The sequence below is a fragment of the Kribbella sp. NPDC023972 genome (assembly GCF_040639075.1).
Lineage (GTDB): Bacteria > Actinomycetota > Actinomycetes > Propionibacteriales > Kribbellaceae > Kribbella.
Genome location: NZ_JBEZZH010000012.1, coordinates 166,585 through 191,590 on the forward strand (window position 1 = coordinate 166,585; position 25,006 = coordinate 191,590).

General features: G+C 68.6%; 22 protein-coding genes. 15 read left to right on the top strand and 7 right to left on the bottom strand.

Going from position 1 to position 25,006, the window contains the following annotated elements; all coding sequences use genetic code 11:
* Positions 1 to 843, top strand: a complete 843-nt coding sequence (gene dapF, locus AB0F43_RS34180; RefSeq protein ID WP_360486562.1) for a diaminopimelate epimerase — start codon at positions 1 to 3, stop codon at positions 841 to 843.
* A gap of 83 nt (positions 844 to 926) precedes the next feature.
* A complete protein-coding gene (hflX, locus tag AB0F43_RS34185; protein ID WP_360486564.1) occupies positions 927 to 2,408 on the top strand; it encodes a GTPase HflX in 1,482 nt (493 codons plus the stop codon).
* A gap of 88 nt (positions 2,409 to 2,496) precedes the next feature.
* Here the strand turns inward: hflX and AB0F43_RS34190 are convergent, their stop codons facing one another.
* Positions 2,497 to 4,860, bottom strand: coding sequence for an immune inhibitor A domain-containing protein (locus tag AB0F43_RS34190; protein WP_360486566.1), 2,364 nt, complete (start codon positions 4,858 to 4,860; stop codon positions 2,497 to 2,499).
* 209 nt (positions 4,861 to 5,069) lie between these two features.
* Between AB0F43_RS34190 and AB0F43_RS34195 the strand changes: the two genes are divergently transcribed.
* Positions 5,070 to 6,194 carry a DUF5931 domain-containing protein gene (locus AB0F43_RS34195; RefSeq protein WP_360486569.1) on the top strand — a complete coding sequence of 375 codons (1,125 nt, stop codon included), beginning with the start codon at positions 5,070 to 5,072 and terminating at the stop codon, positions 6,192 to 6,194.
* 7 nt (positions 6,195 to 6,201) lie between these two features.
* Positions 6,202 to 6,846 carry a response regulator transcription factor gene (locus AB0F43_RS34200; protein ID WP_360486572.1) on the top strand — a complete coding sequence of 215 codons (645 nt, stop codon included), beginning with the start codon at positions 6,202 to 6,204 and terminating at the stop codon, positions 6,844 to 6,846.
* Positions 6,847 to 6,867: 21 nt separating this feature from the next.
* Here AB0F43_RS34200 and AB0F43_RS34205 read toward each other — a convergent pair whose 3' ends face one another.
* The gene (locus AB0F43_RS34205) at positions 6,868 to 8,058 is read right to left on the bottom strand and encodes a S8 family peptidase (RefSeq protein ID WP_360486574.1); all 1,191 of its coding nucleotides are present in this window, start codon (positions 8,056 to 8,058) and stop codon (positions 6,868 to 6,870) included.
* Between the two features lie 258 nt (positions 8,059 to 8,316).
* Here AB0F43_RS34205 and secD point away from each other — a divergent pair, with 258 nt between their 5' ends.
* The 3 genes from secD to ligD are packed head-to-tail and all read left to right on the top strand — an operon-like array spanning position 8,317 to position 13,658.
* Positions 8,317 to 10,617: a protein translocase subunit SecD gene (secD, locus tag AB0F43_RS34210; protein WP_360486577.1), complete on the top strand. Its 2,301-nt coding sequence runs from the start codon at positions 8,317 to 8,319 to the stop codon at positions 10,615 to 10,617.
* 60 nt (positions 10,618 to 10,677) lie between these two features.
* A complete protein-coding gene (locus AB0F43_RS34215) occupies positions 10,678 to 12,675 on the top strand; it encodes an ATP-dependent DNA helicase (protein ID WP_360486580.1) in 1,998 nt (665 codons plus the stop codon).
* A complete protein-coding gene (gene ligD, locus AB0F43_RS34220) occupies positions 12,672 to 13,658 on the top strand; it encodes a non-homologous end-joining DNA ligase (RefSeq protein WP_360486583.1) in 987 nt (328 codons plus the stop codon). The genes AB0F43_RS34215 and ligD overlap by 4 nt, the downstream gene beginning before the upstream one ends.
* Positions 13,659 to 13,894: 236 nt before the next feature.
* Here the strand turns inward: ligD and AB0F43_RS34225 are convergent, their stop codons facing one another.
* Together AB0F43_RS34225 and lexA are read right to left on the bottom strand one after the other, a co-directional pair.
* Positions 13,895 to 14,404, bottom strand: a complete 510-nt coding sequence (locus AB0F43_RS34225; RefSeq protein ID WP_360486586.1) for a glutathione peroxidase — start codon at positions 14,402 to 14,404, stop codon at positions 13,895 to 13,897.
* A gap of 48 nt (positions 14,405 to 14,452) precedes the next feature.
* On the bottom strand, positions 14,453 to 15,229 hold the full coding sequence (gene lexA / locus AB0F43_RS34230) for a transcriptional repressor LexA (protein ID WP_360486589.1): 777 nt from the start codon (positions 15,227 to 15,229) through the stop codon (positions 14,453 to 14,455).
* A gap of 364 nt (positions 15,230 to 15,593) precedes the next feature.
* On the opposite strand from lexA, the gene AB0F43_RS34235 reads away from it, so the two are divergent.
* Positions 15,594 to 16,100 carry a LysM domain-containing protein gene (locus AB0F43_RS34235; RefSeq protein ID WP_360486592.1) on the top strand — a complete coding sequence of 169 codons (507 nt, stop codon included), beginning with the start codon at positions 15,594 to 15,596 and terminating at the stop codon, positions 16,098 to 16,100.
* Positions 16,101 to 16,112: 12 nt separating this feature from the next.
* Here the strand turns inward: AB0F43_RS34235 and ubiG are convergent, their stop codons facing one another.
* Complete coding sequence (gene ubiG, locus AB0F43_RS34240; RefSeq protein ID WP_360486595.1) at positions 16,113 to 16,889, bottom strand: bifunctional 2-polyprenyl-6-hydroxyphenol methylase/3-demethylubiquinol 3-O-methyltransferase UbiG; 777 nt, start codon at positions 16,887 to 16,889, stop codon at positions 16,113 to 16,115.
* Positions 16,890 to 16,922: 33 nt separating this feature from the next.
* The gene (locus tag AB0F43_RS34245) at positions 16,923 to 17,492 is read right to left on the bottom strand and encodes a GNAT family N-acetyltransferase (protein WP_360486598.1); all 570 of its coding nucleotides are present in this window, start codon (positions 17,490 to 17,492) and stop codon (positions 16,923 to 16,925) included.
* A 76-nt stretch (positions 17,493 to 17,568) separates the two neighbouring features.
* Here AB0F43_RS34245 and AB0F43_RS34250 point away from each other — a divergent pair, with 76 nt between their 5' ends.
* A complete protein-coding gene (locus tag AB0F43_RS34250; RefSeq protein WP_360486601.1) occupies positions 17,569 to 18,165 on the top strand; it encodes a TetR family transcriptional regulator in 597 nt (198 codons plus the stop codon).
* On the opposite strand, the gene AB0F43_RS34255 is transcribed toward AB0F43_RS34250, so the two are convergent.
* The gene (locus AB0F43_RS34255; protein ID WP_360486604.1) at positions 18,158 to 19,108 is read right to left on the bottom strand and encodes a nucleoside hydrolase; all 951 of its coding nucleotides are present in this window, start codon (positions 19,106 to 19,108) and stop codon (positions 18,158 to 18,160) included. The two genes, AB0F43_RS34250 and AB0F43_RS34255, sit on opposite strands and share 8 nt — an antisense overlap.
* A gap of 161 nt (positions 19,109 to 19,269) precedes the next feature.
* Here AB0F43_RS34255 and AB0F43_RS34260 point away from each other — a divergent pair, with 161 nt between their 5' ends.
* From AB0F43_RS34260 to AB0F43_RS34285, 6 genes are all read left to right on the top strand, one after another.
* Positions 19,270 to 19,401: a hypothetical protein gene (locus tag AB0F43_RS34260; protein WP_360486607.1), complete on the top strand. Its 132-nt coding sequence runs from the start codon at positions 19,270 to 19,272 to the stop codon at positions 19,399 to 19,401.
* Between the two features lie 44 nt (positions 19,402 to 19,445).
* The gene (locus AB0F43_RS34265) at positions 19,446 to 19,592 is read left to right on the top strand and encodes a hypothetical protein (protein WP_360486610.1); all 147 of its coding nucleotides are present in this window, start codon (positions 19,446 to 19,448) and stop codon (positions 19,590 to 19,592) included.
* Between the two features lie 46 nt (positions 19,593 to 19,638).
* Positions 19,639 to 20,523, top strand: a complete 885-nt coding sequence (locus AB0F43_RS34270; protein ID WP_360486613.1) for a dihydrodipicolinate synthase family protein — start codon at positions 19,639 to 19,641, stop codon at positions 20,521 to 20,523.
* Entirely contained in the window at positions 20,520 to 20,894 is a 375-nt protein-coding gene (locus AB0F43_RS34275) for a dihydroxy-acid dehydratase (protein ID WP_360486616.1), read from the top strand. Before AB0F43_RS34270 ends, AB0F43_RS34275 begins: the two co-directional genes overlap by 4 nt.
* A gap of 556 nt (positions 20,895 to 21,450) precedes the next feature.
* Positions 21,451 to 21,939 (top strand): transcriptional regulator NrdR, encoded by a 489-nt coding sequence (gene nrdR / locus AB0F43_RS34280; RefSeq protein WP_360486619.1) that lies wholly within the window; start codon positions 21,451 to 21,453, stop codon positions 21,937 to 21,939.
* A 99-nt stretch (positions 21,940 to 22,038) separates the two neighbouring features.
* Complete coding sequence (locus AB0F43_RS34285) at positions 22,039 to 24,945, top strand: vitamin B12-dependent ribonucleotide reductase (RefSeq protein ID WP_360486622.1); 2,907 nt, start codon at positions 22,039 to 22,041, stop codon at positions 24,943 to 24,945.
* Positions 24,946 to 25,006: the final 61 nt, after the last annotated feature.

Genomic DNA, 25,006 nt, shown 5'->3' on the forward strand with positions numbered 1-25,006 from the left:
ATGAGCACCTTCCCCTGGCTTAAGGGGCATGGCACGGAGAACGACTTCGTGCTGCTGCCCGACCCTGATGGATCGATCCACGGCGAGCTGGACGCGAGCCTGGTGCGGTTCCTCTGCGACCGGTACGCCGGGATCGGGGCGGACGGCGTACTGCGGGTGATCGAGGGCGACAAGCAGTCGTACGTCGAGGACGGCGGCGACTGGTTCATGGACTACCGGAACTCCGACGGCTCGGTCGCGGAGATGTGCGGCAACGGGATCCGGGTGTTCGTCCAGTACCTGGTGGACGCGGGCCTGGCCGGGGACAAGCCGGTCCGGGTCGGGACGCGCGCCGGTATCAAAGAGGTCGTGCTGAACGACGACGGCACCTTCACCGTGGACATGGGCGAGCCGGTGCTGCCCGGTCCGGCCGGCATCGTGGTGGAGGCGAATGGGCACCAGTGGCCGGCTCTGCACGTCGACATGGGCAACCCGCATGCGGTGGCCTTCGTCGACAATCTGAGGGAGCCCGGCCACCTGGTCGACCAGCCCACCTGGTCGCCCGCCGAGGCCTTCCCATCCGGTGTGAACGTCGAGTTCGTCGTACGGCGTGGGCCGCATGAGGTCGAGATGCGGGTACACGAGCGTGGAGCGGGGGAGACGCGGTCGTGCGGGACGGGGACGTGCGCCGTGGCGGTGGCATCGGCTCGCCAGGCTCGGCAGCCACTCCCGGTCACTTACCGTATCGGCGTACCCGGTGGTTCTGTCACCGTGACGTGGCGCGAAGACAACCACCTGGAGATGACCGGCCCGGCCGTGATTCACGCGCGCGGCGACTTCGACCGGGCGTGGCTGCCTGCCTGAACGGGAATTCAGGTGGGGCGTGGGGCGTTGACGGGTGAAATCGGGTCGCTTGTACTGGTGGCCCGTGCCACGATGGAAGGTATATGACGACCCATTCGAATTTTTACGACGAGACCACCGACGTCGAACTCGACCTCATTGAGGGCGATGACTCCGGCGATTCGTTGACGGGTCACGACTCGGAGTTGAGCACCGAGGGCCTGGACCTCGAGGAGCGCCAGGCGCTGCGCCGCGTAGTCGGCATGTCGACCGAGCTGACCGACATCAGCGAGGTCGAGTACCGCAAGCTGCTGCTGGAGCGGGTGCTGCTGGTCGGCGTCTGGACCGAGGGCAGCGCCGAGGACGCGGAGAACTCGCTGACCGAGCTGAAGCTGCTCGCCGAGACCGCCGGTTCCGAGGTGCTGGACGGCGTGATCCAGCGGCGGAAGAAGCCGGACCCGGCGACCTTCATCGGCTCCGGCAAGGTGGCCGACCTGCGCGACCTGGTCGCGACGCTCGGCGCGGACACGGTGATCGCCGACGGCGAGCTGGCGCCCGCGCAGCTGCGCAACCTGGAGGACAAGCTCAAGGTCAAGGTGGTCGACCGCACCGCGCTGATCCTGGACATCTTCGCCCAGCACGCGAAGAGCAAGGAAGGCAAGGCCCAGGTCGAGCTGGCCCAGCTGCAGTACATGAAGCAGCGGCTGCGCGGCTGGGGTGGCAACCTGTCCCGCCAGGCCGGTGGCCGCGTCGGCGCGGCCGGCGGCGGTATCGGCGGCCGTGGTCCCGGTGAGACCAAGATCGAGACCGACCGGCGCCGGATCAACACCAAGATCTCGAAGCTGCGCCGCGAGCTGAACGCGATGAAGGGCACCCGCTCGACGATGCGCCAGGAGCGCCGCCGGCACTCCATCCCGTCGGTCGCGATCGCTGGCTACACCAACGCGGGCAAGTCCTCGCTGCTGAACCGGGTCACCGGCGCCGGTGTCCTGGTCGAGAACGCCCTGTTCGCGACCCTGGACCCGACCACTCGCCGTACGACGACCGCCGACGGCCGCGTGTACACGTTCACCGACACCGTCGGGTTCGTCCGGCACCTGCCGCACGACATCGTCGAGGCGTTCCGGTCGACGCTGGAGGAGGTCGCGGACGCGGATCTGCTGCTGCACGTGGTCGACGGTTCGCACCCCGACCCGCTGGCGCAGATCCAAGCCGTCCGCGAGGTGCTGGCCGAGATCGGCGCGTCGGACGTGCCGGAGATCATCGTGATCAACAAGGCCGACATCGCCGACCCGATGGCGCTGGCGCCGATCCTGCACCGCGAGTCGCGTGCTCTGGTGGTGTCCGCGCACACGGGTGAAGGCATCGACAAGCTGCGCGCCCTCGTCGAGGCCTCCCTCCCGCAGCCGGACGTGGCGCTCGACCTGCTGCTGCCGTACGACCGTGGCGACCTGGTCTCCCGGATCCACTCCGAAGGTTCCGTCGACCAGCTCGAACACACGGCCGAAGGCACCCGCGTCACCGCCCGGGTCCACCCAGACCTGGCCGGCGACCTGACGCCGTACCAGGTGGCGGCAGCCCAGTAGGTGGCGGCAGCCCAGTAGGTGGCGGCAGCCCAGTAAGCAGTAACGGCCCCGGGAACGCTCCCGGGGCCGTCTGCTGTTGCTCGAGATGTCAGCTGCGCTTGGAGACGCGCACCTTGATGGTGGTGCCCTCGCGTTCGAGGACCTTGATGTTGACGCCGTTGTTCGGCACCTTCACGCCGGCGCTCGGCTGCTCGGCGTACCAGTAGGTCTTGCTGTCGTTGAAGGTGGGCACGCCGTTCTGGCCACGGATGTAGCTCGGCTGGCCGTTGAGGTGCAGCGTGAACGAGTCCGCCTTCTCCAGGCCGAACGGAGCGTCGTACCCGCCGACCCGCGGACGCCAGAGCTGGCCGTCGAGCCGGTTGATCGGAACCGGGTGCGAGTCGATCGGCAGGACCAGACCCTCACCTGGGTGCTCGCTGGTGTTGTTGTCGTCGTGCGAAGTGTCCCAGTACCAGAGCAGCAGGCCGTCCTGGTACGGGAAGTGCTCGACCCAGTCCGGCTTGCTGTTGGCGAAGCCGAAGTTGTACGGGCCGGTCTTCAGGTGCTGGTCGTAGGACACGTAGTTGATGTGCGACGCCAGGTAGTAGTTGTCGTGCAGGCTGGTGAAGCTGGCGCCCATCGAGCTGAAGCCGTTCAGGGTCCAGCCCTCCGGCGACGCTTCCGCACCGGACGCGACCAGCGTGGTCGCGCCGTTGGTCACCTTGATCTCGTCGGCGAAGAAGCCCTTGCCACCCGCCGCCGGGTCGGTGCTGTAGCGCAACTGCAGGCCGATCGTCTTGTTCTGGTACGGCGACAGGTCGAAGGTCGCGTCGACCCAGCCGTTGCTGGTGCCGTCGATACCGTTGCCCTCGGTCGGCTTGGTGATGTTGCCGGCGATCGGCTTGTAGCCGGTGCCGTCGTTCACCTCCACGTAGGCGTAGTCGCAGGCCGTCGTACCGCAGTCCTCGATGTCCCAGTTGGCCTTGAAGCTCAGCGTCGTGGTGCCCGCCGGGATCGCGACCTGCCGGTTCATCGTGTTGTTGAGCATGTGGCCGCGGCCGCTCCACCAGGACTTGCTGCCTGCCGCGGGCGGGACGAGTGCGTTGACCCGTTCCTTCTTCGGCAGCGTGACCACCAGGCCCTGGGCCTTCTTCGAGTTGTACTCGTGCGGGCCGAGCTCGAGGGTCCGGGTCTGGCCGGCCGCCACGATCTCGTAGTCCAGCCAGCCGAGCTGCAGCTTGTCCCAGGCGCCGAAGTCCGCCGCCTGCTCGCCGATACCGCCGTCACTGGGCTTGCCGACCCGGCTCTGCGCCATGATCGACCACCAGTTCACGCCGTTCTCGACCGGCGGGCCGGAGGTGTCGTAGTGGTCCGGCAGACCGAGGTCGTGGCCGAACTCGTGCGCGAAGACGCTGATGCCGCCGTTCTCCGGCTGGATCGTGTAGTCGCCGACCCACAGCCCGGTGTCGCCGAGCTGGGTGCCGCCGGCCGGGTTGTTGGCCGGGCCGCCGGCCAGACCGACGTACCAGCGGTGCGACCAGATCGCGTCCTCACCCTGCCACGGGTCGCCGTCGGCCTGGTCGCCGCCGGAGTGGACGATCTGGAAGTGGTCGATGTAGCCGTCGGCCTCGTTGAAGTTGCCGTCACCGTCGAAGTCGTAGCGGTCCCACTGGTCGAACGTCTTCAGTTCGGCGGTGATCTCCGCGGTGGTCCGGCCGGCGGCCTTCTGGTCGGCGACCCACTGGTTCACCGCGTCCCGGACCAGGGCCCAGGTGTTGTTGCAGACGTTGCCGCCGCACGGGAAACCGTTGGACCGGCCGTAGCGGGCCTCGTTGTACTGGACCTTGACCCAGTCGGTGACCGTTCCGGAGACGCTGTAGCGGCCGGAGGACTGCTTCTCGTAGTACTTCTTCACCGAGTTGCCGGTGCCGAAGTACATGTCCTGGAACCACTGACGGTTGTAGTCAGGGTGCCAGACGGTCGAGTTGTCGACCGAGCGGTCCGGCTCCGGGATCGCGTTGTGCAGCGGTCCCTCGAACGTCGCCGGGCCCGGGAACGCCGCCGAGGTGTCCTGGTCGGGATAGCTCGGGTGCCGCTGGTTGCCGAACTCGGCCAGCACGACGAAGATCCGGTCGGTCTTCTCCCGGCCCAGCTCGACGTACTGGTCGACCCGTCCCGCGGCGTTCCGGACGCCGGTCGCGCCCTTCGCCTTCGGGCCGAGGTTGACGACGGTGCTGGCACCGCGCTTCTCCGGCTTGGCCCGGCCGTTCAGCACCTTGGTCAGGGCCTCCTGGCGCAGCTCGCGACGCTTGTCCTCGAGCGGACTGGGCAGTTCGTCTGGCGCGGCGGACGGCTCGCCCGCGACTTGCGCGACGTCCACCTCGGGCGATGCGGCGTTGCCGGCCGAGGCGAGACCCACCCCTGCCGTCGCCGCGAGTGCCAGGCTGAACAGCCCGGCGGGTAGCTTGCGCACTATTCCCCTCCGTACCTATGTCGACACCCACCGCGTATGGTGACGCGGCGTGTTCACAGCTCCCCCGAGCGTGTTCAGCGCGACAGTACGTCCAAAGTCGCGATTCCTGAAGTGGATCCGGGAAAAACCGGGAAAGGTGCGGGGAATCCTGCATGGTCCGGGGGGAACTACTCAGGCGGTCGAGCCGGTCCGGTTGGCAGACTGTCCGCGTGGAGCGTGACTCGGTCGACCTGCTGCAGCCGCTGTGGCGCGCGCTGGTCGTGTTCCGGTCGATCACCTGGGCGTTCGCGTGCTTCGGCGTGTGGACCCGCTGGGACGGCATCGTCCGGCCGTCCGGAGCGGTGCTTCAGCTGGCGATCATGGGCGTCTGGACGGTGATCTCGTCGATCGGCTACAGCCGGCGGTGGGGGCGGCGGAACACCCGGCTCGCGTTCGCCGACCTGGTCGTCACCGTGGGCTGCATGTACGCGACGCTGCTGGCGCAGCCGCTCCTGGACATCCGGGCCGGTGCCTCGGTGCTGACCTCGGTCTGGGCGGCCGGGCCGGTGATCGCGCTGGCGATCTCGCGCGGCCGGGACGGCGGCCTGCTCGGCGCCGCGACGGTGAGCCTGGCCCTGCTGTCGCTGCGCGGTGTCGACAACGCGTCGAAGATCCTCAGCAACGTCCAGCTCCTGCTCGTCGCCGGCCTGGTCGTCGGGTACGCCGCCTCCACGATGCGGCATGCGGGCGCCCGGCTGCGCGAGGCGATCGCCGCCGAGAGCGCGACCGCCGAGCGGCTCAGGCTCAGCCGGTCGATCCATGACGGCGTACTGCAGGTGCTGGCCCAGGTACAGCGCCGTGGCAACGCGATCGGAGGCGAGGCGGTCGAGCTGGCCAAGCTGGCCGCCGAGCAGGAGGTCGCCCTGCGCACCTTGATGACATCCCGCCCGACCGTTGCCGAAGGCGACCGGATCGACCTGTGCGGTCTGTTGTTGCCGTTGGCCACCACGCGGGTGGACGTCGTCGTACCGGCTGGGCCGGTCCTCCTACCCGCAACCGTGGCCGGGGAACTGGTTGCCGCGGTCAAGGAGGCGTTGAGCAACGTGGCGAAGCACGCCGGTCCGGACGCACGGTCGTGGGTGGTGGTCGAGGACCTCGGCGACGAGGTGCTGGTGTCGATCCGCGACGATGGAGCCGGTACGACGCCCGCCCGGCTGGAGCAGGCCCGGGTCGACGGCCACCTAGGCGTCAGTCAGTCGATCCGCGGCCGGATCACCGACCTGGGCGGCTCGGTCACGGTCCGGACCGCTCCGGGCGAGGGAACCGAGTGGGAGCTGAAGGTGAGCCAGGAGTGAGCACTGCATGACGCGCGTCATGATCGTCGACGATCATCCGATGTGGCGCGAAGGCGTCGCCCGGGACCTGGGTAGCCGTGGGTACGACGTCTGCGCGACGGCGTCCGACGTGACGGGTGCGGTGAAGATCGCGATGGCGACCCGGCCGGACGTCGTGGTGATGGACCTCCAGTTGGGCGACGGCTCCGGTGTCGACGCGACCCGGGAGATCACGACCGCCCTCCCTGACACGCGGGTGCTGGTGCTGTCCGCCAGCGCCGAGCAGGGCGACGTACTGGCCGCGGTGAAGAACGGAGCCTCCGGGTATCTGGTGAAGTCGGCGTCGCTGGATGAGTTCGACGATGCGGTACGGCGTACTGCGGACGGCGACGCCGTGTTCAGCGCGGGACTGGCCGGACTGCTGCTGGGGGAGTACCGGCGGCTCAGGTCGGACTCTTCCGGGCCCGAGGTGCCGAAGCTGACCGAGCGGGAGACAGAGGTGCTTCGGCTGGTCGCACGGGGGCTGACCGCCCGGCAGATCGCTACCCGGCTGGTGCTGTCGCACCGGACGGTCGAGAACCACGTGCAGAACACCCTGCGGAAGCTGCAGTTGCACAACCGGGCTGAGCTCGTCCGCTACGCGATCGAGCACGGGCTGGACGCCCCCGAGTGACCCCGGGGGCGTCCCAGCGCGCTACAGGCCGTTGCTGTAGAGCAGGCGGTTCACGGTGCCGCCGGTGGAGCCGCCACTGACCACGTTGGGCGTGGCGTTCGACTCGATGTATGACTTCACCGTGGCAGGGCTCGCCGACGGGCTGGTCTGCAGGTAGAGGGCCGCGACACCCGCGACGTGCGGCGTGGCCATCGAGGTGCCGTTGTAGGACCCGGTGGTGTTACCGGGCAGAGTGGACACGATCGCCGAGCCTGGAGCGTAGATGTCCACGCAAGCACCAGTGCTGGAGTACGACGCCCGCGCATCGGTGCGCGTGGACGCAGCGACGACCAGGGCGGTCGAGATCCTGCGCGGCAACCGGTCACACGAGTTGGCGCCGGTGTTGCCCGCCGACGCGGCCAGGAAGACACCGGAGTTGATCATGGCGCGCAGCGAGTTCTCCAGCGTGGTGTTCGGGCTGAAGTTCCACGACGCGTTGGCCACCGCGGGCTTCACCGCGTTGCGAGTCACCCAGTCGACCGCTGCGATCGCGGAGGACGCCGTACCGCCGCCGCTGCAGTTCAGCCACTTCACACCGTGCAGCCGGACGCTCTTGGCCACGCCGTACGACGTGGAGCCGATGGTGCCGGCCACATGGGTGCCATGGCCGTTGCAGTCGGTGTTGTTGGAGTCGATGCCGTTGAAGTCGAACGTGGCCCGGCCACCGAAGTTCGGGTGGGACGGGTCGACACCGGAGTCGATGATGTAGGCGTGCACGCCGGAGCCGGTGCGGGTGTAGGTGAACGAGTTCGACAGCGGCAGGTTGCGCTGGTCGATCCGGTCGATCCCCCATGACGGCGGGTTGGTCTGGGTCGCGTCCAGGACGTTCTGCACGTACACGTCCTGCGAGATCGCGACCACATCCGGGTTCTTCTGCAGGCCGGCGAGTTGGGCGGGGGTGAGCCTGGCGCTGAACCCGTTCACCGCTGTGCTGAACTGGCGCTGCGGCGCGATGCCGAGCCCGCTCTTCAGCCGGACACCCTTCTTCAGTTCGACGATGTAGGTGTCCTTGACCGCGGTCACGCCGGTCTCGGCCTTGGCCAGCTGGACGGGGACGATCCGTTGTGGCTCCGGGGTGGGAGCGGCGCCGGCACTGCCGGCGGTGGTCAGAACGAGGGCCGGCACGATGGCGGCGGCGAGGGTCAGACTGATGCGACGACTGATTCCGGGCACGGTTCCTCCTCAGGGAACTCATCACCCACCGGGCGGAGGGGTGATCACCGTCGGTCCGCAGTCGGCTACGGAACGAGGTGCTGAGAAGTTAGGGCGTGCTCGCCTGACGCGTCAATCAGTTCGGTAGCCCGCTGATGCCATGGCACTCCGCTGCCGCGTTGATGCGCTTGAATGGCTCCATACACTGTGCGCTCCACGTCGGACGTGGTGCTCTGTCACGACACCCGCACGACGGGTGCCCAGCTCCGGAGGCTGTTTGTGAACCGGTCGTCCATCGTCCGCGGTCTACTCGCGCTCGTCGTCCTGGCCTTGTCGACGTACGTCGTCCTCACGGCCCAGCCCAAGCTCGGGCTCGACCTGCGCGGTGGAACACAGATCGTGCTGCAGGCGAAGGACTCGCCGACGGTGAAGGCCACCAAGGAGACCACTGACCAGGCGACCACGGTGCTGCACCGCCGTATCGACGCCCTCGGGGTCAGCGAGCCGAGCGTGACCCGCCAGGGCGAAAACCGGATCATCGTCGAGCTGCCCGGCGTGCAGGACCCGCGCGAGGCCGCGAAGGTGATCGGCAGGACCGCGCAGCTGACCTTCCACGAGGTGCTCGACCAGGTCGCGGCCAAACCGGCCAAGCCGGCCGCCGGCGAGCTGTACCTGCCACCCGAGGACGGCCAGGGCTTCCTGCGACTGGCCAAGCCCGCCATGACCGGGGAGAAGGTCGGTAGCGCCGAGGGCAGGCTGGACCCGCAGCAGGTCGCCCAAGGCTGGTTCGTCGAGCTGAACTTCAAGGGTGACGGCGGCGATATCTGGGCCAAGATCACCGGCAAGGCCGCCTGCCAGCCGGTCAACACGCCGCCGCGGATGATCGCGATCGTGCTCGACAACGAGGTGATCAGCGCCCCGCAGGTCGACCCGAACGGCGGCAACCAGCTCTGCAGCATCGGCCTGACCGGCGGCACCAGCACGATCAGCGGCACCTTCACCGAGGCCGAGGCCAAGGACCTGGCCGCGCTGATCGAGGGCGGCTCGCTCCCGGTCCCGGTCGAGGTGATCGACCAGCGCACCGTCGGCCCGTCGCTGGGCAAGGACGCCATCCAGGCCAGCGCGACGGCCGCGATCATCGGCCTGGCGCTGACCGCGCTGTTCATCATCCTGGTCTACCGCCTGGTCGGCCTGATGGCGGTCTTCGGCCTGATCGCCTACTCCGGCATGTCGTACGCCGCCCTGACCGCGCTCGGGGCCACCCTCACCCTGCCCGGCCTGGCCGGTTTCGTCCTCGCCATCGGGATGGCGGTCGACGCCAACGTGCTCGTCTTCGAACGAGCCCGCGAGGACTTCATCGAAGGCCGCACCGACGGATTGCGCCGGTCGCTGCGCAGCGGCTTCCAGAACGCGCTGTCCGCGATCGCGGACTCCAACATCACCACCTTGCTCGCGGCCGGCCTGCTGTTCTTCCTGGCCGCAGGCCCGGTCCGCGGCTTCGGCGTCACGCTGAGCATCGGCGTCATCGCGTCGATGCTGTCGGCGCTGGTGGTCACCCGTGTACTCGCGGAGTTCTTCGTCTCCCGCAATTTCGTCCTGAAGCGTCCGGGGCTGAGCGGTATCGCCGGCCACGGCCGGGTCCGGACCTGGCTGGAGGCGCGACGCCCGTCGCTGATGCGGCACAGCCGCCGCTGGCTGCTGATCACCGCGATCGCGATCATCGTCGCCGCCGCGGGGGTCTTCGTCCGCGGACTGAACCTCGGCATCGAGTTCACCGGCGGGCGGTTGCTCGAGGTGAGCACCGCGCAGCGGATCACCCCCGACCAGGCCCGCGCCGCGGTCGCCGAGGCCGGGTACCCGAACGCGGTGGTCCAGGCGTCCGGCGCCGACGACATCACTGTGCGGACGCAGACGATCAGCGACGACGAGACCGAGAAGATCCGCGAGTCGATCTCCCGGATCGGCGGCGGGACCGAGCTGGTCCGCAACGAGAGCATCGGCCCCTCGCTGGGCACCGAACTGCGCAACAAGGGCCTGATCGCGCTCGGCATCGCGTTGCTGGCGCAGTTGCTCTACCTGGCCGCCCGATTCCGATGGACGTACGGCGCGGGCGCCGTACTGGCCCTGCTGCAGAACGTCGCGGTCGTGATCGGGGTGTTCGCCTGGACCGGCAAACCCATCGACGGCATCTTCCTGGCCGCGATCCTCACCATCATCGGTTACACCGTGAACGACTCGGTCGTGGTCTTCGACCGGATCCGGGAGACACGCAGCGCCCGCGCCACCGAGAACCTCGGGCCGGTCATCGACACCGCGATCGTGAACGTGCTGCCGCGAACCATCAACACCGGTATCTCGACGCTGTTCATCCTGAGCGCGCTGCTGTTCCTCGGCGGCGACTCGCTGGCCGACTTCGCCCTCGCGCTGTTGCTGGGCATCCTGGTCGGCACGTACTCGTCCAACCTGACCGCGGCCCCGCTGCTGCTGGAACTGGAGCGCCGCTACCCGGCGCCGCCGCCCCGGCCGAAGCGTCCGCAGGTTGACCGGGACGCGCAGCCGGATCGCGGCGCGGTGGTCTGAGCGGGTTGTCCACACCCTCGCCTGCCGGACCGGGAATCTGTCCGTCCCGCGGGCTAGGGTGTGGCGGTGGGAGTTGACGTACGCGAACTGCTCGAAGCCGCTGTCTCCGGAATCAACGGTCAGACCCGGCCTGGTCAGGTGGAGATGGCCGAGGCCGTCAACACCTCGATGCATGACGGCTCCCACCTCCTGGTCCAAGCGGGCACCGGCACCGGCAAGTCCCTCGGCTACCTCGTCCCGGCGCTCCTGCACGCGATCGAGGACCGGCGCGTCGTCGTGTCCACCGCGACTCTCGCGCTCCAGTCCCAGCTGGTCGACCGCGACGTCCCCGCGCTGCTGGACGCGACGGAGAAGCTGCTGCCGCGCCGGCCGAAGTACGCGATCCAGAAGGGCCGCAACAACTACGCCTGCCTGCACCGGATCCGGGAGGGCGCGCCGGACGACGACGGCATGCTCATCGACGTGCCGCCGCCCGGGCCGATCGGCCAGCAGGTGCTGGAGCTGCGCGACTGGGCCGAGCAGCAGCTGCTCGACGGCGAGGCCGGCGACCGCGACCATGCCCCTTCGCATCAGTACCAGGCCTGGCAGCAGGTCGCGATCGCGGCCCGCGAGTGCCTCGGCGCGCAGAAGTGCCCGTACGGCGAGGAATGCTTCGCCGAGAAGGCCAAGGAGGAGGCCCGGAAGGCCGACATCGTCATCACGAACCACGCGCTGCTGTCGATCGACGCCTTCGAGAACCGCACCGTCCTGCCCGAGCACGACGTCGTCATCGTCGACGAGGCACACGAGCTGCCGGCCAGGGTGACCGGTGCCGCCGGTGACGAGCTGTCGCCGCAGATGGTCGAGCGGGCCGCGAAGCGATCCCGCCGGTTCGTCGACGACGACAAGGCCGACGACCTGATCGACGCCTCGGACGCGCTGCGGGCCGCTCTCGAGGGGACCCGCGAGGGCCGGATCGAGGCCTCGAACGGTCCGGTGCTCGAGGCGGCCGCGCTGGTTCGCGATGCCGCCCGCGCGCTGTACTCCGACCTGAACAAGAAGACCGACGACAAGGACGACGACCCGGACGGCGCCAAGCGGCAGTCGAAAGGCGCGGTCAAGGAGATCTTCGACGTCGCCGAGCGGGTCGCCGCGCTGAGCGACGCCGACGTCGTCTGGATGGTCGACCGCGAACGCTTCGGTCGCGAGCTCCGGATCGCGCCGCTGACCGTCGCGGGCCTGCTGCGCGAGCTCATGCTGAAGGACCGGACCGCCGTACTTACGTCGGCGACGCTGACCCTCGGCGGCGACTTCGACGCGATCGCCCGGCAGGTCGGGCTGCGGCCGTCGGACAAGCTCGCCGCCGACGACGAGATGCCGGAGCTGGACGAGAAGTCCGAGACCGGGCCGCTGCCGTGGCGCGGGCTCGACGTCGGCTCGCCGTTCGAGTACGAGAAGCAGGCCATCCTGTACGTCGCCAGGCACCTGCCGCCGCCGCATCGCGACGGTCTGGGGCAGAAGCAGTTCGACGAGATCATCGACCTGGTCACCGCGGCCGGTGGCCGGACGCTGGGCCTGTTCTCGTCCCGCCGGGCGGCCGAGGCGGCGACGGCCGCGGTGCGGGAGGCGACCGACCTCAAGGTGCTGTGCCAGGGCGACGCACAGCTGGGGGAGTTGGCCCGCGAGTTCGTCGATGACCCGGAGACCTCGCTGTTCGGCACGCTCTCGCTGTGGCAGGGCATCGACGTACCGGGCTCGACCTGCAACCTGGTGATCATCGACCGGGTCCCGTTCCCGCGTCCGGACGAGCCGTTGATGGCCGCTCGGCAGCGGGCCGTCGACGAGGCGGGTGGGAACGGGTTCATGGCGGTCGCCGCCACCCATGCCGCGCTGTTGCTGGCGCAGGGGACCGGCCGGCTGATCCGCCGCAGCTCCGACCGCGGGGTGGTGGCCATCCTCGACCCCCGCATCGTCACCCAGCGGTACGGCGCCTTCCTGCGCGCCTCGTTGCCCCCGATGTGGCCGACCGCCGATCGTGAGAAGGTGCTCGGCGCCCTGAAGAGGTTGCAGGCCTCATGAGTCCGGTGACCAGTCCGCCGGTGCTGCCGATGATGGCGGCGGTGGGGGAGCTGCCGTCCGGGGCCGGCTGGTCGTACGAGATGAAGTGGGACGGCATCCGGGTCATCGCCGAGGTGGACGCCGGCGTCTGCCGGCTGTGGTCGCGGAACAGTCGCGACGTGTCCGGCGGCTACCCCGAGCTGATCGGCGTGGCCTCGGCGCCGGGTCTGCGGCTGCCCGCCGTACTGGACGGCGAGATCGTCACCCTGGACGAGGACGGCGCGCCGTCGTTCGGCCTGCTGCAGCGGCGGATGCATGTGCGGGATCCGCGGCAGCTGCGGCACCTGATCACCGACGTGCCGGTCTCCGTGCGGCTCTTCGACCTGCTCAGGTTCGACGGCAAGTGGTTGCTAGAGGCAACGTACGACGACCGGCGCGGGCTGCTCGACTCGCTGGAGATCGGCGACCCGTTCTGGGAGACGCCACCCGCGTACGACGACGGTGACGCGGCGCTGGAGTTGTCCGCGTCGACCGGCCTCGAAGGAGTGGTGGCGAAACGCCGGAAGTCGCGGTATCTGCCCGGGCGCCGCAGCGCGGACTGGATCAAGGTCAAGCCGGTGAAGCACCGCGACGTGATCCTGTGCGGCTGGCATCCGGGCGAGGGCAACCGGGCCGGCAAGATCGGGTCCTTCTACTGCGGCGCGTACGACGAGCCGGGCGGCGAGCTCGTCCTGATCGACAAGGTCGGCTCCGGCCTCGACTTCGCCACCCTCGACATGCTCAGCAAAGAACTGGCCGGCCTCGAGGTCGATCGGCCACCGTTCGACGCTTCGACCATCCCGACCTCCGATCGCCGGATCGCGCACTGGCTGGACCCGGTCCTGGTCGCCGAAGTCACCTACTCCGGCTGGGCCGCCGACGCCCGCCTCCGCCATCCCGTCTGGCGGGGTCTGCGCCTCGACATCGACCCGGAATCCATCCTCGTCGACCGGCATCTCGGTTGATGAGACAACAACCGTGCTAATGCACGGGAATGTTCTCGTGCGGACGCGGAAAGCCGCGGCAGACCGGAAAGAGAATGTTCAGAATGCGGTCCAGAATGGTGTGGCGCTGCGACGGATGATGTTCAGGTGTCTCATTCTGGGCGCGATTTCAGCCAATGCCAGGATGATCTGTGGTGCTCGTCACGTCGGCTACTGCCTGGCGCGGAATCGCCGCCATCGATTCCGCACTGGTTGAGTCAGTCGTTCGCTTCCCGGGATGGCGCGGGAATCGCGAGCGCCGCCTCGATCTTGTCGGCCAATTTCTCGGGGGTATGGGTCGGCGCGTACCGTGCGATCACCCCGCCATCCCGCCCGATCAGGAACTTGGTGAAGTTCCACTTGATCCGTCCGCCCAGCAGGCCGCCCTGCTCACGCTTCAGCCAGTTGTACAGCGGAAGCGCCTTCGACCCGTTGACATCGATCTTGGCGAACATCGGGAACGTGACGTGATAGATCGTCGAGCAGAAGTTCGCGATCTCGTTCTCGTCACCAGGCTCCTGGTGGCCGAACTGGTCGCAGGGGAAGCCAAGCACCGAGAAGCCCTGCCGGCGATAAGCCTTGTAGAGCTTCTGTAGTCCGGTGTACTGCGGAGTTTGGCTGCACTGCGACGCCGTGTTGACCACCAAGAGCACCTGGTCGCGGAAATCGGCAAGAGACTGTTCATTGCCTTCGATCCGCCGGGCGCTGAAGTCATAGACAGTCGTCATGACTCAATGCTGACATGACACGCCCGACTTCGCTCGCCGTCTGAGATGTCAGACTCGGCGCAGAACTGTTACGACCTTTCCGAGAATGGTCGCGTCCTTGCCGTCGATCGGCTCGAAGGCGGGGTTGTGTGGTAGCAGCAGGATCTCGGTCTTGGTCTTCTTGAACGTCTTCACCGTCGCCTCGCCGTCGATCATGGCAGCGACGATGTCACCGTTCTCCGCGGTCGGCTGCTGGCGGACCACCACCCAGTCGCCGTCGCAGATCGCCGCGTCGATCATCGACTCACCCTTGACCCGGAGCATGAACAGGGTGCCCTCGCCGACCATTGCCTTGGGCAACGGGAAGACCTCTTCGATCTCCTGCTCGGCCAGGATCGGCCCACCGGCGGCGATCCGGCCGACCACCGGGACGTACGCCGCGTCCGCGTGCACGTCACCCGCACCGGTCTCGTCGTACGTCGTCTGCCGCACCGAGCCGAGCGCGGTCCGGCGCGCGGCGGCGTCGACCTCGCCGGGGTAGCGGACCTCGATCGCGCGCGGCCGGTTCGGGTCGCGGCGGAGCAGGCCCTTCTGCTCCAGCACGCGGAGCTGGTGCGACACCGAGGATGAGCTGGTCAGGCCGACCCGCTCACCGATCTCGCGCATCGAGGGCGGGTAGCCGCGGCGATCGACCGAATCGCGGATCACGTCCAGCACGCGGCGCTGGCGGGGGGTCAGCCCGGTCGCGTCGGCTGGGCCGTCGGGCAGCTCGGTCACGGTCTGCTCCGTGGCGGTCTGGTCCGGGGACGGGTCGTCCTTGCTGGAACCGCGCGGCGTCCTGGCCATCGGTGGTTGCTCCTCGGGTCGGGCCGACGGTGCCGCCGGCCGAGCTTGCTCGACTGAGATGACCGTAGACCGAATCCTGAGATTCTTCAAACATCTGTTCGAAGGCGTGTCGGTTCGCACGCCTGTTCGTGTGTCCGGTTATAAGACGCGCGCGAGCCCGGCGGCCGGCGGGGAATTTCCTGGGCGTGTCCTGGTTGGAGGTGGTTGCGCGACGGGCGCCGGTGGGTTAATCATTCGTACAGGCGTTCGATCGAACAGGTGTTCGGGTCGGGTCGCCGGGGCCGCTTCCAGAAACTGTCGGTGGCGGCCGGTAGACAGGGATCGACACCGCAGGACGAGGTCTGAACGAGGTCTGGAGGATCCGATGAGCACAGCGGCTCTCGCGGCAGACGCACTGGCGGCACGCCAGGCTCCCGAGGCGGCGCCCGACGCCCGCCCGCGCCGCCGGCCCAGGATCGCCGGGACGACGACCGAGCGGCTGCCGGTCCGGGCCTGCTCCGGCGACGACCTCGGTCGCCAGGCGGCGCGAGCCGGTCAACGGGTGCGGCGCCCAGCGGTCGCCGAGGCGCCGGCGCTGCGGCTCACCCGGCGCGGGCGGATGCTCTTGACTGCGGTATCGGTGATCGTGTTCGGCTCCGCCGTCGTGGTGCTGGGCCTGCGAGTCACCGGCGTCCTGGAGCCTGGCCCCCACTTCACCCACACGGTCCCGGTCCAGGTGGCTCCCGGCCAGTCGCTGTGGTCGATCGCCCAGGAGACGAACCCGACCCAGGATCCGGCCCTCGTCGTCGAGAAGATCGCCGACCTGAACAAGCTCGGCTCCGCCGCCGACGTCGTCCCCGGCCAGACCCTGCAGATCCCCATCGCCGGCTGATCTCTGCAGCAGTCAGGCCGCCTTGGTGGCGTAGCCCAGGTACGACACGGCGGTGTCCTTCACCTCGCCGACGTCCATGAGATGGCTCAATCGGCCGAAGGTGATCCGGCCGCGCCGGGCCTGGATGAAGTTCCACAGCAGTGCCGCCTTGTTCGACCGCGGTCCGAGACCGGTGATCTCGCCGAGCCGCAGCCCGTGCCGGCGCAGTGTTTCCTCGAGCTCCGTCGGCTTGATGAACATCTCCCACGAGTGCAGCTGCGTGTCGACGAGCCGGGTCAGCCGCCAGTCCTGCACCACCTTGATGGCGAGCAGCTTGCTCGCAGTCGTCCGGTTGATCGTGTCGAACAGGTAGATGCCACCGGGCTTGAGGACCCGGGCCGTCTCCTTGATGACCAGATCCAGGTTCGACACGTGTTCGAGCACGTCGCAGCAATAGGCGATCTCGAAGCTTTCGCTGCCCAGCGGGAGCCTCTCACCGGCGGCGACGGCGTACTCGATCTTCAGCCCGGACGACTCCGCGTGCTGCCGCGCCGTCGTGATCGAGACCGGTGACGGATCGATCCCGATCACCCGGCACCCCAGCCGCGCGAACTCCTCCGCCATGAACCCGCCGCCGCACCCAACGTCCAGGGCTCGCGCTCCGGCGGTCCGTCGGCCGGTTCGAGCGAGTACGGCGAGGAAGTAGGCGAATCGCCCCGGCGTGAAACTGCCGTGCAGCACGTTCAGCGGGCTGGTTTCGTCCCACCAGTTCGCGCCGAGCCGGTTGTAGATCTGGTTGTCGATCCCCATCGCAACCCCTCCCCAGCCCAGTAAAGCAGCGGCTCAGGCGCGATTGCTCCGCCATTCGCCGGCGCGCAGGGCGTAGATGTACTCGTTCGCCCACTCGCCCTTGAAGAACGTGCACTCGATGAGATGCCCCTCGCGACGCATGCCGAGTCGCTCCAGCAGGAGTGCCGATGCGGTGTTGCGGTCGTCGAGGATGGCGCAGATCCGGTGCAGTCCGAGCTCGTCGAAACCGAGCCGGAGAACCTCGCGAGCCGCCTCGGAGGCGAACCCCTTGCCTTGGTAGTCGGTGTGGAGCGCGTACCCGATCTCCCCTTGACGATCGGTCTCGCTGGCCCAGTTGAGCAGTACTTCACCGATCACCGTGCCGGTCTCACGCAGTTCGATCGCGAGCACGAGCCACTGGCCCGGCTCGGTCAGCGCGTCCTGGGTGAGCTTGGCCTCGAGGGCTTTCCGGGTCTGTTCGCGATCACGCACCGGCCAGGGGGTGTAACGCACGACCTCCGGCCGGGAGTGGAAGGCGTACAGGTCGTCCAAGTCGTCCATCCGATGCGGCCGCAGGTCGAGTCGCTCGGTTCGCAGCGGGTAGGTCGGGCGCAATCCAGGCACGGTGCCGTCCTCGAGTAGGCTGTCTAACAGCATTAGACAGTAGCCGCGCCGAACCCCCACCGACAACGAGGTTTCCGTGACCAGCAGCCGCCGTGACCCGTCGTCGCACACCGCAGCCGGGATCTCGGTGAGCGCGATCGCCGACGCCGCGCTGGCGATCATCCGGGCCGACGGTGTCGGCGGCCTGACCATGCGGTCGGTGGCCGAGCGCCTGCGGGTGCGGGCGCCGTCGCTCTACCACCATGTGCGCAACAAGGACGAGTTGCTCGACCTGGTCGCCCACAACGCGTTCGACCAGTTCGCCGCGGATCTCACGGCGTACGAGCGGATCCGCAGTGTCGACGACTGGATCGCGGTCACCACAGCCGGCGCGCTCGAGCTCCGCGACTTCTACGCCGGCCATTCCGGTCTGGCCGGGCTGATCCAGGCCAAGGCGACGCCCGACCGCGACCAGGGTGCCGGATCGCGCGCCGAACTCGTCCGCGCGCAGCTCCGAGCGCTCGTGGACCTCGGTGTACCCGAGCCGCAGGCCCGCGCCGTCTTCGAGACCAGCGCGCACTGGACGCTGGCCGCGGTGGTGGCCGAGCCGACCGAACCAGATCGGTTCAAAGACGGACTCGACCTGTTCATGAACGGCGTCCGGGCCCGCCTGAACGAGCTGCTGGCTACTTGACCGTGCGGAGCCAGAGGTCGGCGTACCGTGCGCCATCGACAGCGGTCGCCACCTGTACGACGGTCGGCGACGGCCCATGGGGATCGCTGGAGAGGTCGGCGGACCAGTCGCGCGTGTCGACGATCGTCCGGCCGCGAGACCAGCTGCCGGACAGCTCCACCCGCAGTGGGAACGACCGCGTCGTGAGCCCGGCCGGATCGATCACCGCGCACACCGCACCACCGTCGCCGATACTCGCGCCATCGGACCGGTAGAGCTCGCTGCGCTTCTCGATCAGCTTCCGCGCCAGCTCGGCCGACGGCGAGCCGCCCAGCGACCGGGCCTGATCCAGCGAGACCACCACGTTGTAGAACACGTCCAGCCCGTACATGGTCACCGGTACGCCGAGCTCGGCGGCGGCGCTGAGTACGATCGCGGCCGCCTCCGGGTCGGTCCAGATATTGAACTCGGCCGAAGCGGTTGCGTTGCCGATCCCGGCCGCCCCGCCCATGAACACGATCTCGCGCAACCCCGCCGCCGCGTCGGGGTAGGTCCGGAGCAGCAGTGCGATGTTCGTCATCGGTGCCAGCGGGATGAGCGTCACCAATTCGCCCGACGCCGCCGCTGCACGCAGTACGTCGCGTAGTAGCTCGACAGCGTGGCCGGCATCCGCCGTACGTGTGCTGCGTGGCCAGTCGAGGTTGCCGAGTCCGTCGACGCCGTGCACGTGTGGGGCGGCGCGGACTGGTTGCAGCAGCGGCACTGCGGCGCCAGCTGCCACTGGCACGTCAGGACGCCCAGCAGCCTCCAGCACGGTCAGCGTGTTCACCACAACGTCGTCCAGCCCCACGTTGCCGCCGACACAGGTCACCGCCTTCAGATCGAGCTCGGGGTGGCGGGCGGCGAGCAGGAGTGCGCAGGCATCGTCCAGCCCGGTGTCGACATCGAGAATCACCGGCTTCATCCCGCCATCCTCACCCATCGGTGGATCCACCCGGCATTGGCGGTCAATTCATCACACGCTCTGGTGCTGTTGATGCAGGTTTTCTACGGTCCGGCCATGATGCTGATGTCACGCCGCCCCCGTGCAGTACTGGCCGCTCTCGTCCGTCGACGGTTTCGACGATGACGACATTGCTCGGTCAGAAGCAGTACGCCGTACTCGCGACGTACGCGAACACCCCGGCGGCCCGCGGGCTGACCGCCGTCCGCCGCCAGCAGATCGTCGCCGAGGCAACCGCTCTCGTCATGCGCTGACGTCGCACTTTGTGCACCGCTCGGCCACGACACGCCGGAGCGCGATGCTCGAGCGGTGCACAAAGTCGAGCGGTGAGCTCGAGGACGGGCTGGCTCAGGCGAACGCGGTGCCGTACGGCTTGGCGGCGTACGTGTTCACGGCGGACCTGCAACTCGCCGACGCCGTGGTCGCGGGCTGGATGCGGGCATGATCGGTGTCAACGAGGTCGCCACCGCGGTGACAACGAGAGGAGCTCCATGACGTTGGATCCGGGGGTGTGGGGTGTGCTGGCGACGCCGCTGACGGCCGACGGCTCGGCCGTCGACACCGAGTCGCTGGCCCGGCAGGTCGGGCACTACCAGGCGATCGGCGCGACCGGGCTGACCGTGCTCGGCGTCTTCGGTGAAGCGGCCCGACTGACCCCGGCGGAGCGCCTCACGGCGGTCGAGACCGTCGTTGCCTCAGGCGACCTGCCGCTCGTGATCGGCGTCAGCGCACTCGGCCTGGACGAGGTCTGTGCGGAGGCCTCGAATGTCCTGCCGGCGGTCGGCTCTCGACTCGCCGGACTGATGGTACAAGTGAACTCCAGCGATCCTGATGCCCTGAGCAATCACCTGAACACCGTTGCCGATCGCATCGAACGACCGCTCGTCGTCCAGGACTACCCGGTGATCAGCGGGATCCCGATCGCCACCGCCGACCTCGTGGCCGCCGTACGCAAGGTCCCGTCCGTCGTCGCGGTGAAGTCCGAGTCCTCGCCGAGCCCGCCCGCGGTCGCTGAGCTCGCGGCCGGGCTCGACGTACCGATCTTCGGCGGTCTCGGCGGCACCTGCCTGCTCGACGAACTGGCCGTCGGCGCCGCCGGGGCGATGACCGGCTTCTCCGTCCCCGAAGGTCTCATCGCGTGTGTCAAAGCCTTCCGGGACGGCGGTTTCGACGCGGCGCGGGAGGTCTGGCGCGACTACCTCCCGCTGGTCAACTTCGAGTTCCAGGCCGGTATCGCGCTCGGTCTGCGCAAACGCAGTCTGGTGTTGCGTGGCCTGATCGCGTACGACGCGGTGCGCTCTCCGGCCGCCGTACCGCCGGAGAGCATGCTGCGGCTGCTGGCCGAGCACCTCCGTCGTACGCCGGGTGCCACATGAGCGGGATCTATCGCGGGCTGGTCAGTTACGGGGACCGGGAGTTCTCCCGCTACCTGCGGCGCACGTTCCTGCATGCGAGCGGCCGGTCGCCCGAGTCACTGGACCGGCCGGTGATCGGGATCGCCACCTCGGCCAGCGATTTCAACCCTTGTCACCGGCAACAACCGGAGCTGGTGAACTCCGTTGCCCACGGCATCATCGCGGCCGGTGGGCTGCCGATGGAGTTCCCGACCATCTCGCTGAGGGAGAGCTTCCTCGAACCGGCCGCGATGGTCTACCGCAACCTGATGGCGATGGACGTCGAGGCACTCGGTATGGCACGACCCGACAGCGCTGCCGCTCCAGCTGTGCACGCCGACCGCTTGCGTTGAGGACCCGGACCTCGACGTCGAGGCGTCCGACGTACTGGTGCTACAGAACGCCGGCCCGCCTGCATGCGGGGCATCTGCCGATCCGGCCAAGCTGGCGCGCGCCGGCGTACGCGACATGTATCTCCGACGCCCGGATGAGCGGTACGGCGTACGGCACGATCGTGCTACCGGACCGACCTGTCGGCGCCTGCCAAGCCGGCCGTGGCCGGCTACCGAAAGTTGTTCCGTGACCACGTTCTGGGAGCGGGTCGGGGCTGCGATCTCGACTTCTGCCTGCCGGGCTCCTGACCCCCTCGACGCGCCGTAGTCTGCTCCTCCCCAGCGCCGTTCCGAGGGCGCCACGCGGGAGTACACGGGGCCGCGCGAGTGTTGGAACAAAGAGACGCGCGCGGGATCCGGGCGTTCTTGCAAACTGTCGCAGCAGCGATCTAGGATCCCTAGATGTAGTGGTTACACGGGTGTAATTTTCCACAGGTAGTGGTCGGTTACGCACAAGTTGTCCCCAGGCAGATCCACAGGCCGGCCTCCGCGGCGGCCTCACGGGAGGAGATTCGTCGTGCACTGTCCGTATTGCCGGCACGCCGATTCCCGGGTCGTGGACAGCCGGGTGGCCGAGGACGGCGGAGCGATCCGCCGGCGCCGGCAGTGCCCGGTCTGCGAGAAGCGGTTCACCACCGTCGAGCAGATGCAGCTCACGGTCGTGAAGCGCTCCGGCGCGACCGAGCCGTTCAGCCGGGAGAAGGTCATCAACGGAGTCGGCAAGGCCTGCAAGGGCCGGCCGGTGGACGTCGACGCACTGGCCCGGCTGGGCCAGCGGGTCGAGGACGCGCTCAAGGCGAGCGGCTCGCCGGAGGTGCCCGCGCACGAGGTCGGACTCGCGATCCTCGGGCCGCTGCGGGAGCTCGACGAGGTCGCCTACCTGCGGTTCGCGAGCGTGTATCGCCAGTTCGAGTCCGCCGACGACTTCGAGACCGAGATCGCGCTGCTGCGGGCGGAGAAGGAGCCGGAAGGCACCGAGCCGCGCCCGCTGAAGCCGACCCAGTAGACGTAAATCGGGGAACCAGCGACACCTGCGACACCTGGCGTTACCAACGGGGCGGTCCCGACAGACCGCGGCAGTGCAGACACAGGGCGAGGAGCAACCATGACAGAGACGGTGACCGGCCACTCGGGGTCGACCAAGAGGTCGGCGGCCGGGTTCCGCGGGCGGAAGAACGCGCCCGCGGGACTCACCATCGAGCGCATCTTCACGACCGAGGGAGTACATCCGTACGACGAGGTGACGTGGGAGCGCCGCGACGTCGTCCAGCAGAACTGGAAGACCGGTGAGACCGTCTTCGAGCAGCGCGGGGTCGAGTTCCCCGACTACTGGAGCGTGAACGCCTCCACCATCGTCACCACCAAGTACTTCCGCGGCGCGGTCGGGCACGACAACCGCGAGTGGAGCCTCAAGCAGTTGCTCGACCGGGTGGTCAAGACCTACCGCAAGGCCGGTGAGGAGCACGGCTACTTCGCCACCCCGGCCGACGCCGAGGTTTTCGAGCACGAGATCACCTGGATGCTGCTGCACCAGTACTTCAGCTTCAACTCGCCGGTCTGGTTCAACGTCGGGACGTCCTCGCCGCAGCAGGTGTCGGCCTGCTTCATCCTCGCCGTCGACGACTCGATGGACTCGATCCTGAACTGGTACAAGGAAGAGGGCCTGATCTTCAAGGGCGGCTCCGGCGCCGGCCTGAATCTGTCCCGGATCCGCTCCTCCAAGGAGCTGCTGCAGTCCAGCGGCGGGACGGCGTCCGGCCCGGTCTCGTTCATGCGCGGCGCCGACGCCTCCGCCGGGACGATCAAGTCCGGCGGCGCCACCCGGCGCGCGGCCAAGATGGTCGTGCTCGACGTCGACCACCCCGACATCGAGGAGTTCGTCGAGACCAAGATGCGCGAGGAGGAGAAGATCCGCGTGCTGCGCGACGCGGGCTTCGACATGGACCTCGGTGGCCGCGACATCACCTCGGTCCAGTACCAGAACGCGAACAACTCGGTCCGGGTCACCGACGAGTTCATGCGCGCGGTCGAGGAGAAGGGCGAGTTCGGGCTGCGGGCGCGGCTGGACAACTCGGTGATCGAGACCGTCGACGCTCGCGAGCTGTTCGACAAGGTCGCCCACGCCGCCTGGGCCTGCGCCGACCCCGGCCTGCAGTACGACGACACCATCAACGACTGGCACACCACCCCGGAGACGGGCCGGATCACCGCGTCCAACCCGTGCTCGGAGTACATGCACCTGGACAACTCGTCCTGCAACCTGGCGTCGCTGAACCTGATGAAGTTCCTCCGCGACGACGACATGTTCGACTCGGAGAAGTTCGTCAAGGCGGTCGAGCTGATCATCACCGCGATGGACATCTCGATCTGCTTCGCCGACTTCCCGACCGAGGCGATCGGCGAGACGACCCGCGCGTACCGGCAGCTCGGCATCGGGTATGCGAACCTCGGCGCCCTGCTGATGGCAACCGGCCACGCCTACGACTCCGACGGTGGTCGCGCACTGGCGGGCGCTATCACCTCGCTGATGACGGGTACGTCGTACCGGCGCTCGGCGGAGCTGGCCGCAGTGGTCGGCCCGTACGACGGCTTCGAGCGGAACAAGGATGCCCACACCCGGGTGATGCGCAAGCACGCGGCGGCCAACGACGCGATCCGGACCATGCACGAGATCGACAAGGACGTCCAGAAGCACGCCACCAAGGCGTGGGAGGGCGTGCTCAAGATCGGGGCGAAGAACGGCTGGCGCAACGCGCAGGCCTCGGTGCTCGCGCCGACCGGCACCATCGGCTTCATGATGGACTGCGACACGACCGGCATCGAGCCGGACTTCTCGCTGGTCAAGTTCAAGAAGCTGGTCGGCGGCGGCTCGATGCAGATCGTCAACCAGACCGTGCCGCGGGCGCTGCGTCAGTACAACTACACCGAGGAGACGATCGAGGCGATCGTCGAGTACATCGCCGAGCACGGTCACGTGGTGGACGCGCCGGGCCTGAAGCCGGAGCACTACGAGATCTTCGACACCGCGATGGGTGAGCGGGCGATCAAGCCGATGGGCCACGTGCGGATGATGGCGGCCGCGCAGCCGTTCCTGTCCGGTGCGATCTCGAAGACGGTGAACCTGCCGGAGACCGCGACGGTCGAGGAGATCGCCGACGTGTACTTCCAGGGCTGGAAGCTCGGCCTGAAGGCGCTGGCCGTGTACCGCGACAACTGCAAGGTGGGCCAGCCGCTGGCCGACGGGAAGTCTGCGAAGAAGGCCGCGGATTCGGCTTCTGCGGCGGTCGCGGCCGAGGCCGCCGTCGCGGAGAAGATCGTCGAGAAGGTGATCGAGTACCGGCCGACCCGCAAGCGCCTGCCGAAGTCGCGGCCGTCGCGGACCACGTCGTTCAGCGTCGGGGGCGCCGAGGGCTACATGACCGCCGGCTCCTACCCGGACGACGGTCTGGGCGAGGTCTTCCTGAAGATGGGCAAGCAGGGTTCGACCCTGGCCGGGGTGATGGACGCCTTCTCGATCGCGATCTCGATCGCGCTGCAGCACGGCGTACCGCTGGAGACCTACGTCCAGAAGTTCACCAACCTGAAGTTCGAGCCGGCCGGCCTGACCGACGACCCGGACGTCCGGATGGCGCAGTCGATCATGGACTACATCTTCCGTCGGCTGGCCCTGGACTACCTGCCCTTCGATGAGCGGGCCGCCCTGGGCATCTACTCCGCGGAGGAGCGGGCCCGGCAGCTCGACACCGGTTCCTACGAGCCGGCCCCGGCCGAGGTGTCCGAGGCCGAGTCGCTGAAGTCCGTCGAGCCGGTCGCGGAGAAGCCGGTTGTGGCCGAGGCGGCCGCTGCCAAGCCGGTCGACACCTCCGAGGTCCGCACCACGGCGGAGATGTTCGAGCTCATCACCGGCACCTCGGTCGACGCGCCGCTGTGCTTCACCTGCGGCACGAAGATGCGCCCCAGCGGCTCCTGCTACGTCTGCGAAGGCTGCGGCAGCACCTCCGGCTGCAGCTGACCGTTAGCTGAAAGCGCCACGGCCCCCGGGAACTTCCCACTTTCCCCGGGGGCCGCAGCGC

Excerpts from the sequence above, each read along its gene's own strand:
- dapF (WP_360486562.1), top strand. The coding sequence starts at position 1 with ATGAGCACCTTCCCCTGGCTTAAGGGGCATGGCACGGAGAACGACTTC.
- hflX (WP_360486564.1), top strand. The coding sequence starts at position 927 with ATGACGACCCATTCGAATTTTTACGACGAGACCACCGACGTCGAACTC.
- AB0F43_RS34200 (WP_360486572.1), top strand. The coding sequence starts at position 6,202 with ATGACGCGCGTCATGATCGTCGACGATCATCCGATGTGGCGCGAAGGC.
- ligD (WP_360486583.1), top strand. The coding sequence starts at position 12,672 with ATGAGTCCGGTGACCAGTCCGCCGGTGCTGCCGATGATGGCGGCGGTG.
- AB0F43_RS34225 (WP_360486586.1), bottom strand. The coding sequence starts at position 14,404 with ATGACGACTGTCTATGACTTCAGCGCCCGGCGGATCGAAGGCAATGAA.
- lexA (WP_360486589.1), bottom strand. The coding sequence starts at position 15,229 with ATGGCCAGGACGCCGCGCGGTTCCAGCAAGGACGACCCGTCCCCGGAC.
- AB0F43_RS34235 (WP_360486592.1), top strand. The coding sequence starts at position 15,594 with ATGAGCACAGCGGCTCTCGCGGCAGACGCACTGGCGGCACGCCAGGCT.
- ubiG (WP_360486595.1), bottom strand. The coding sequence starts at position 16,889 with ATGGGGATCGACAACCAGATCTACAACCGGCTCGGCGCGAACTGGTGG.
- AB0F43_RS34255 (WP_360486604.1), bottom strand. The coding sequence starts at position 19,108 with ATGAAGCCGGTGATTCTCGATGTCGACACCGGGCTGGACGATGCCTGC.
- AB0F43_RS34260 (WP_360486607.1), top strand. The coding sequence starts at position 19,270 with ATGACGACATTGCTCGGTCAGAAGCAGTACGCCGTACTCGCGACGTAC.
- AB0F43_RS34265 (WP_360486610.1), top strand. The coding sequence starts at position 19,446 with ATGCTCGAGCGGTGCACAAAGTCGAGCGGTGAGCTCGAGGACGGGCTG.
- AB0F43_RS34270 (WP_360486613.1), top strand. The coding sequence starts at position 19,639 with ATGACGTTGGATCCGGGGGTGTGGGGTGTGCTGGCGACGCCGCTGACG.
- AB0F43_RS34275 (WP_360486616.1), top strand. The coding sequence starts at position 20,520 with ATGAGCGGGATCTATCGCGGGCTGGTCAGTTACGGGGACCGGGAGTTC.
- AB0F43_RS34285 (WP_360486622.1), top strand. The coding sequence starts at position 22,039 with ATGACAGAGACGGTGACCGGCCACTCGGGGTCGACCAAGAGGTCGGCG.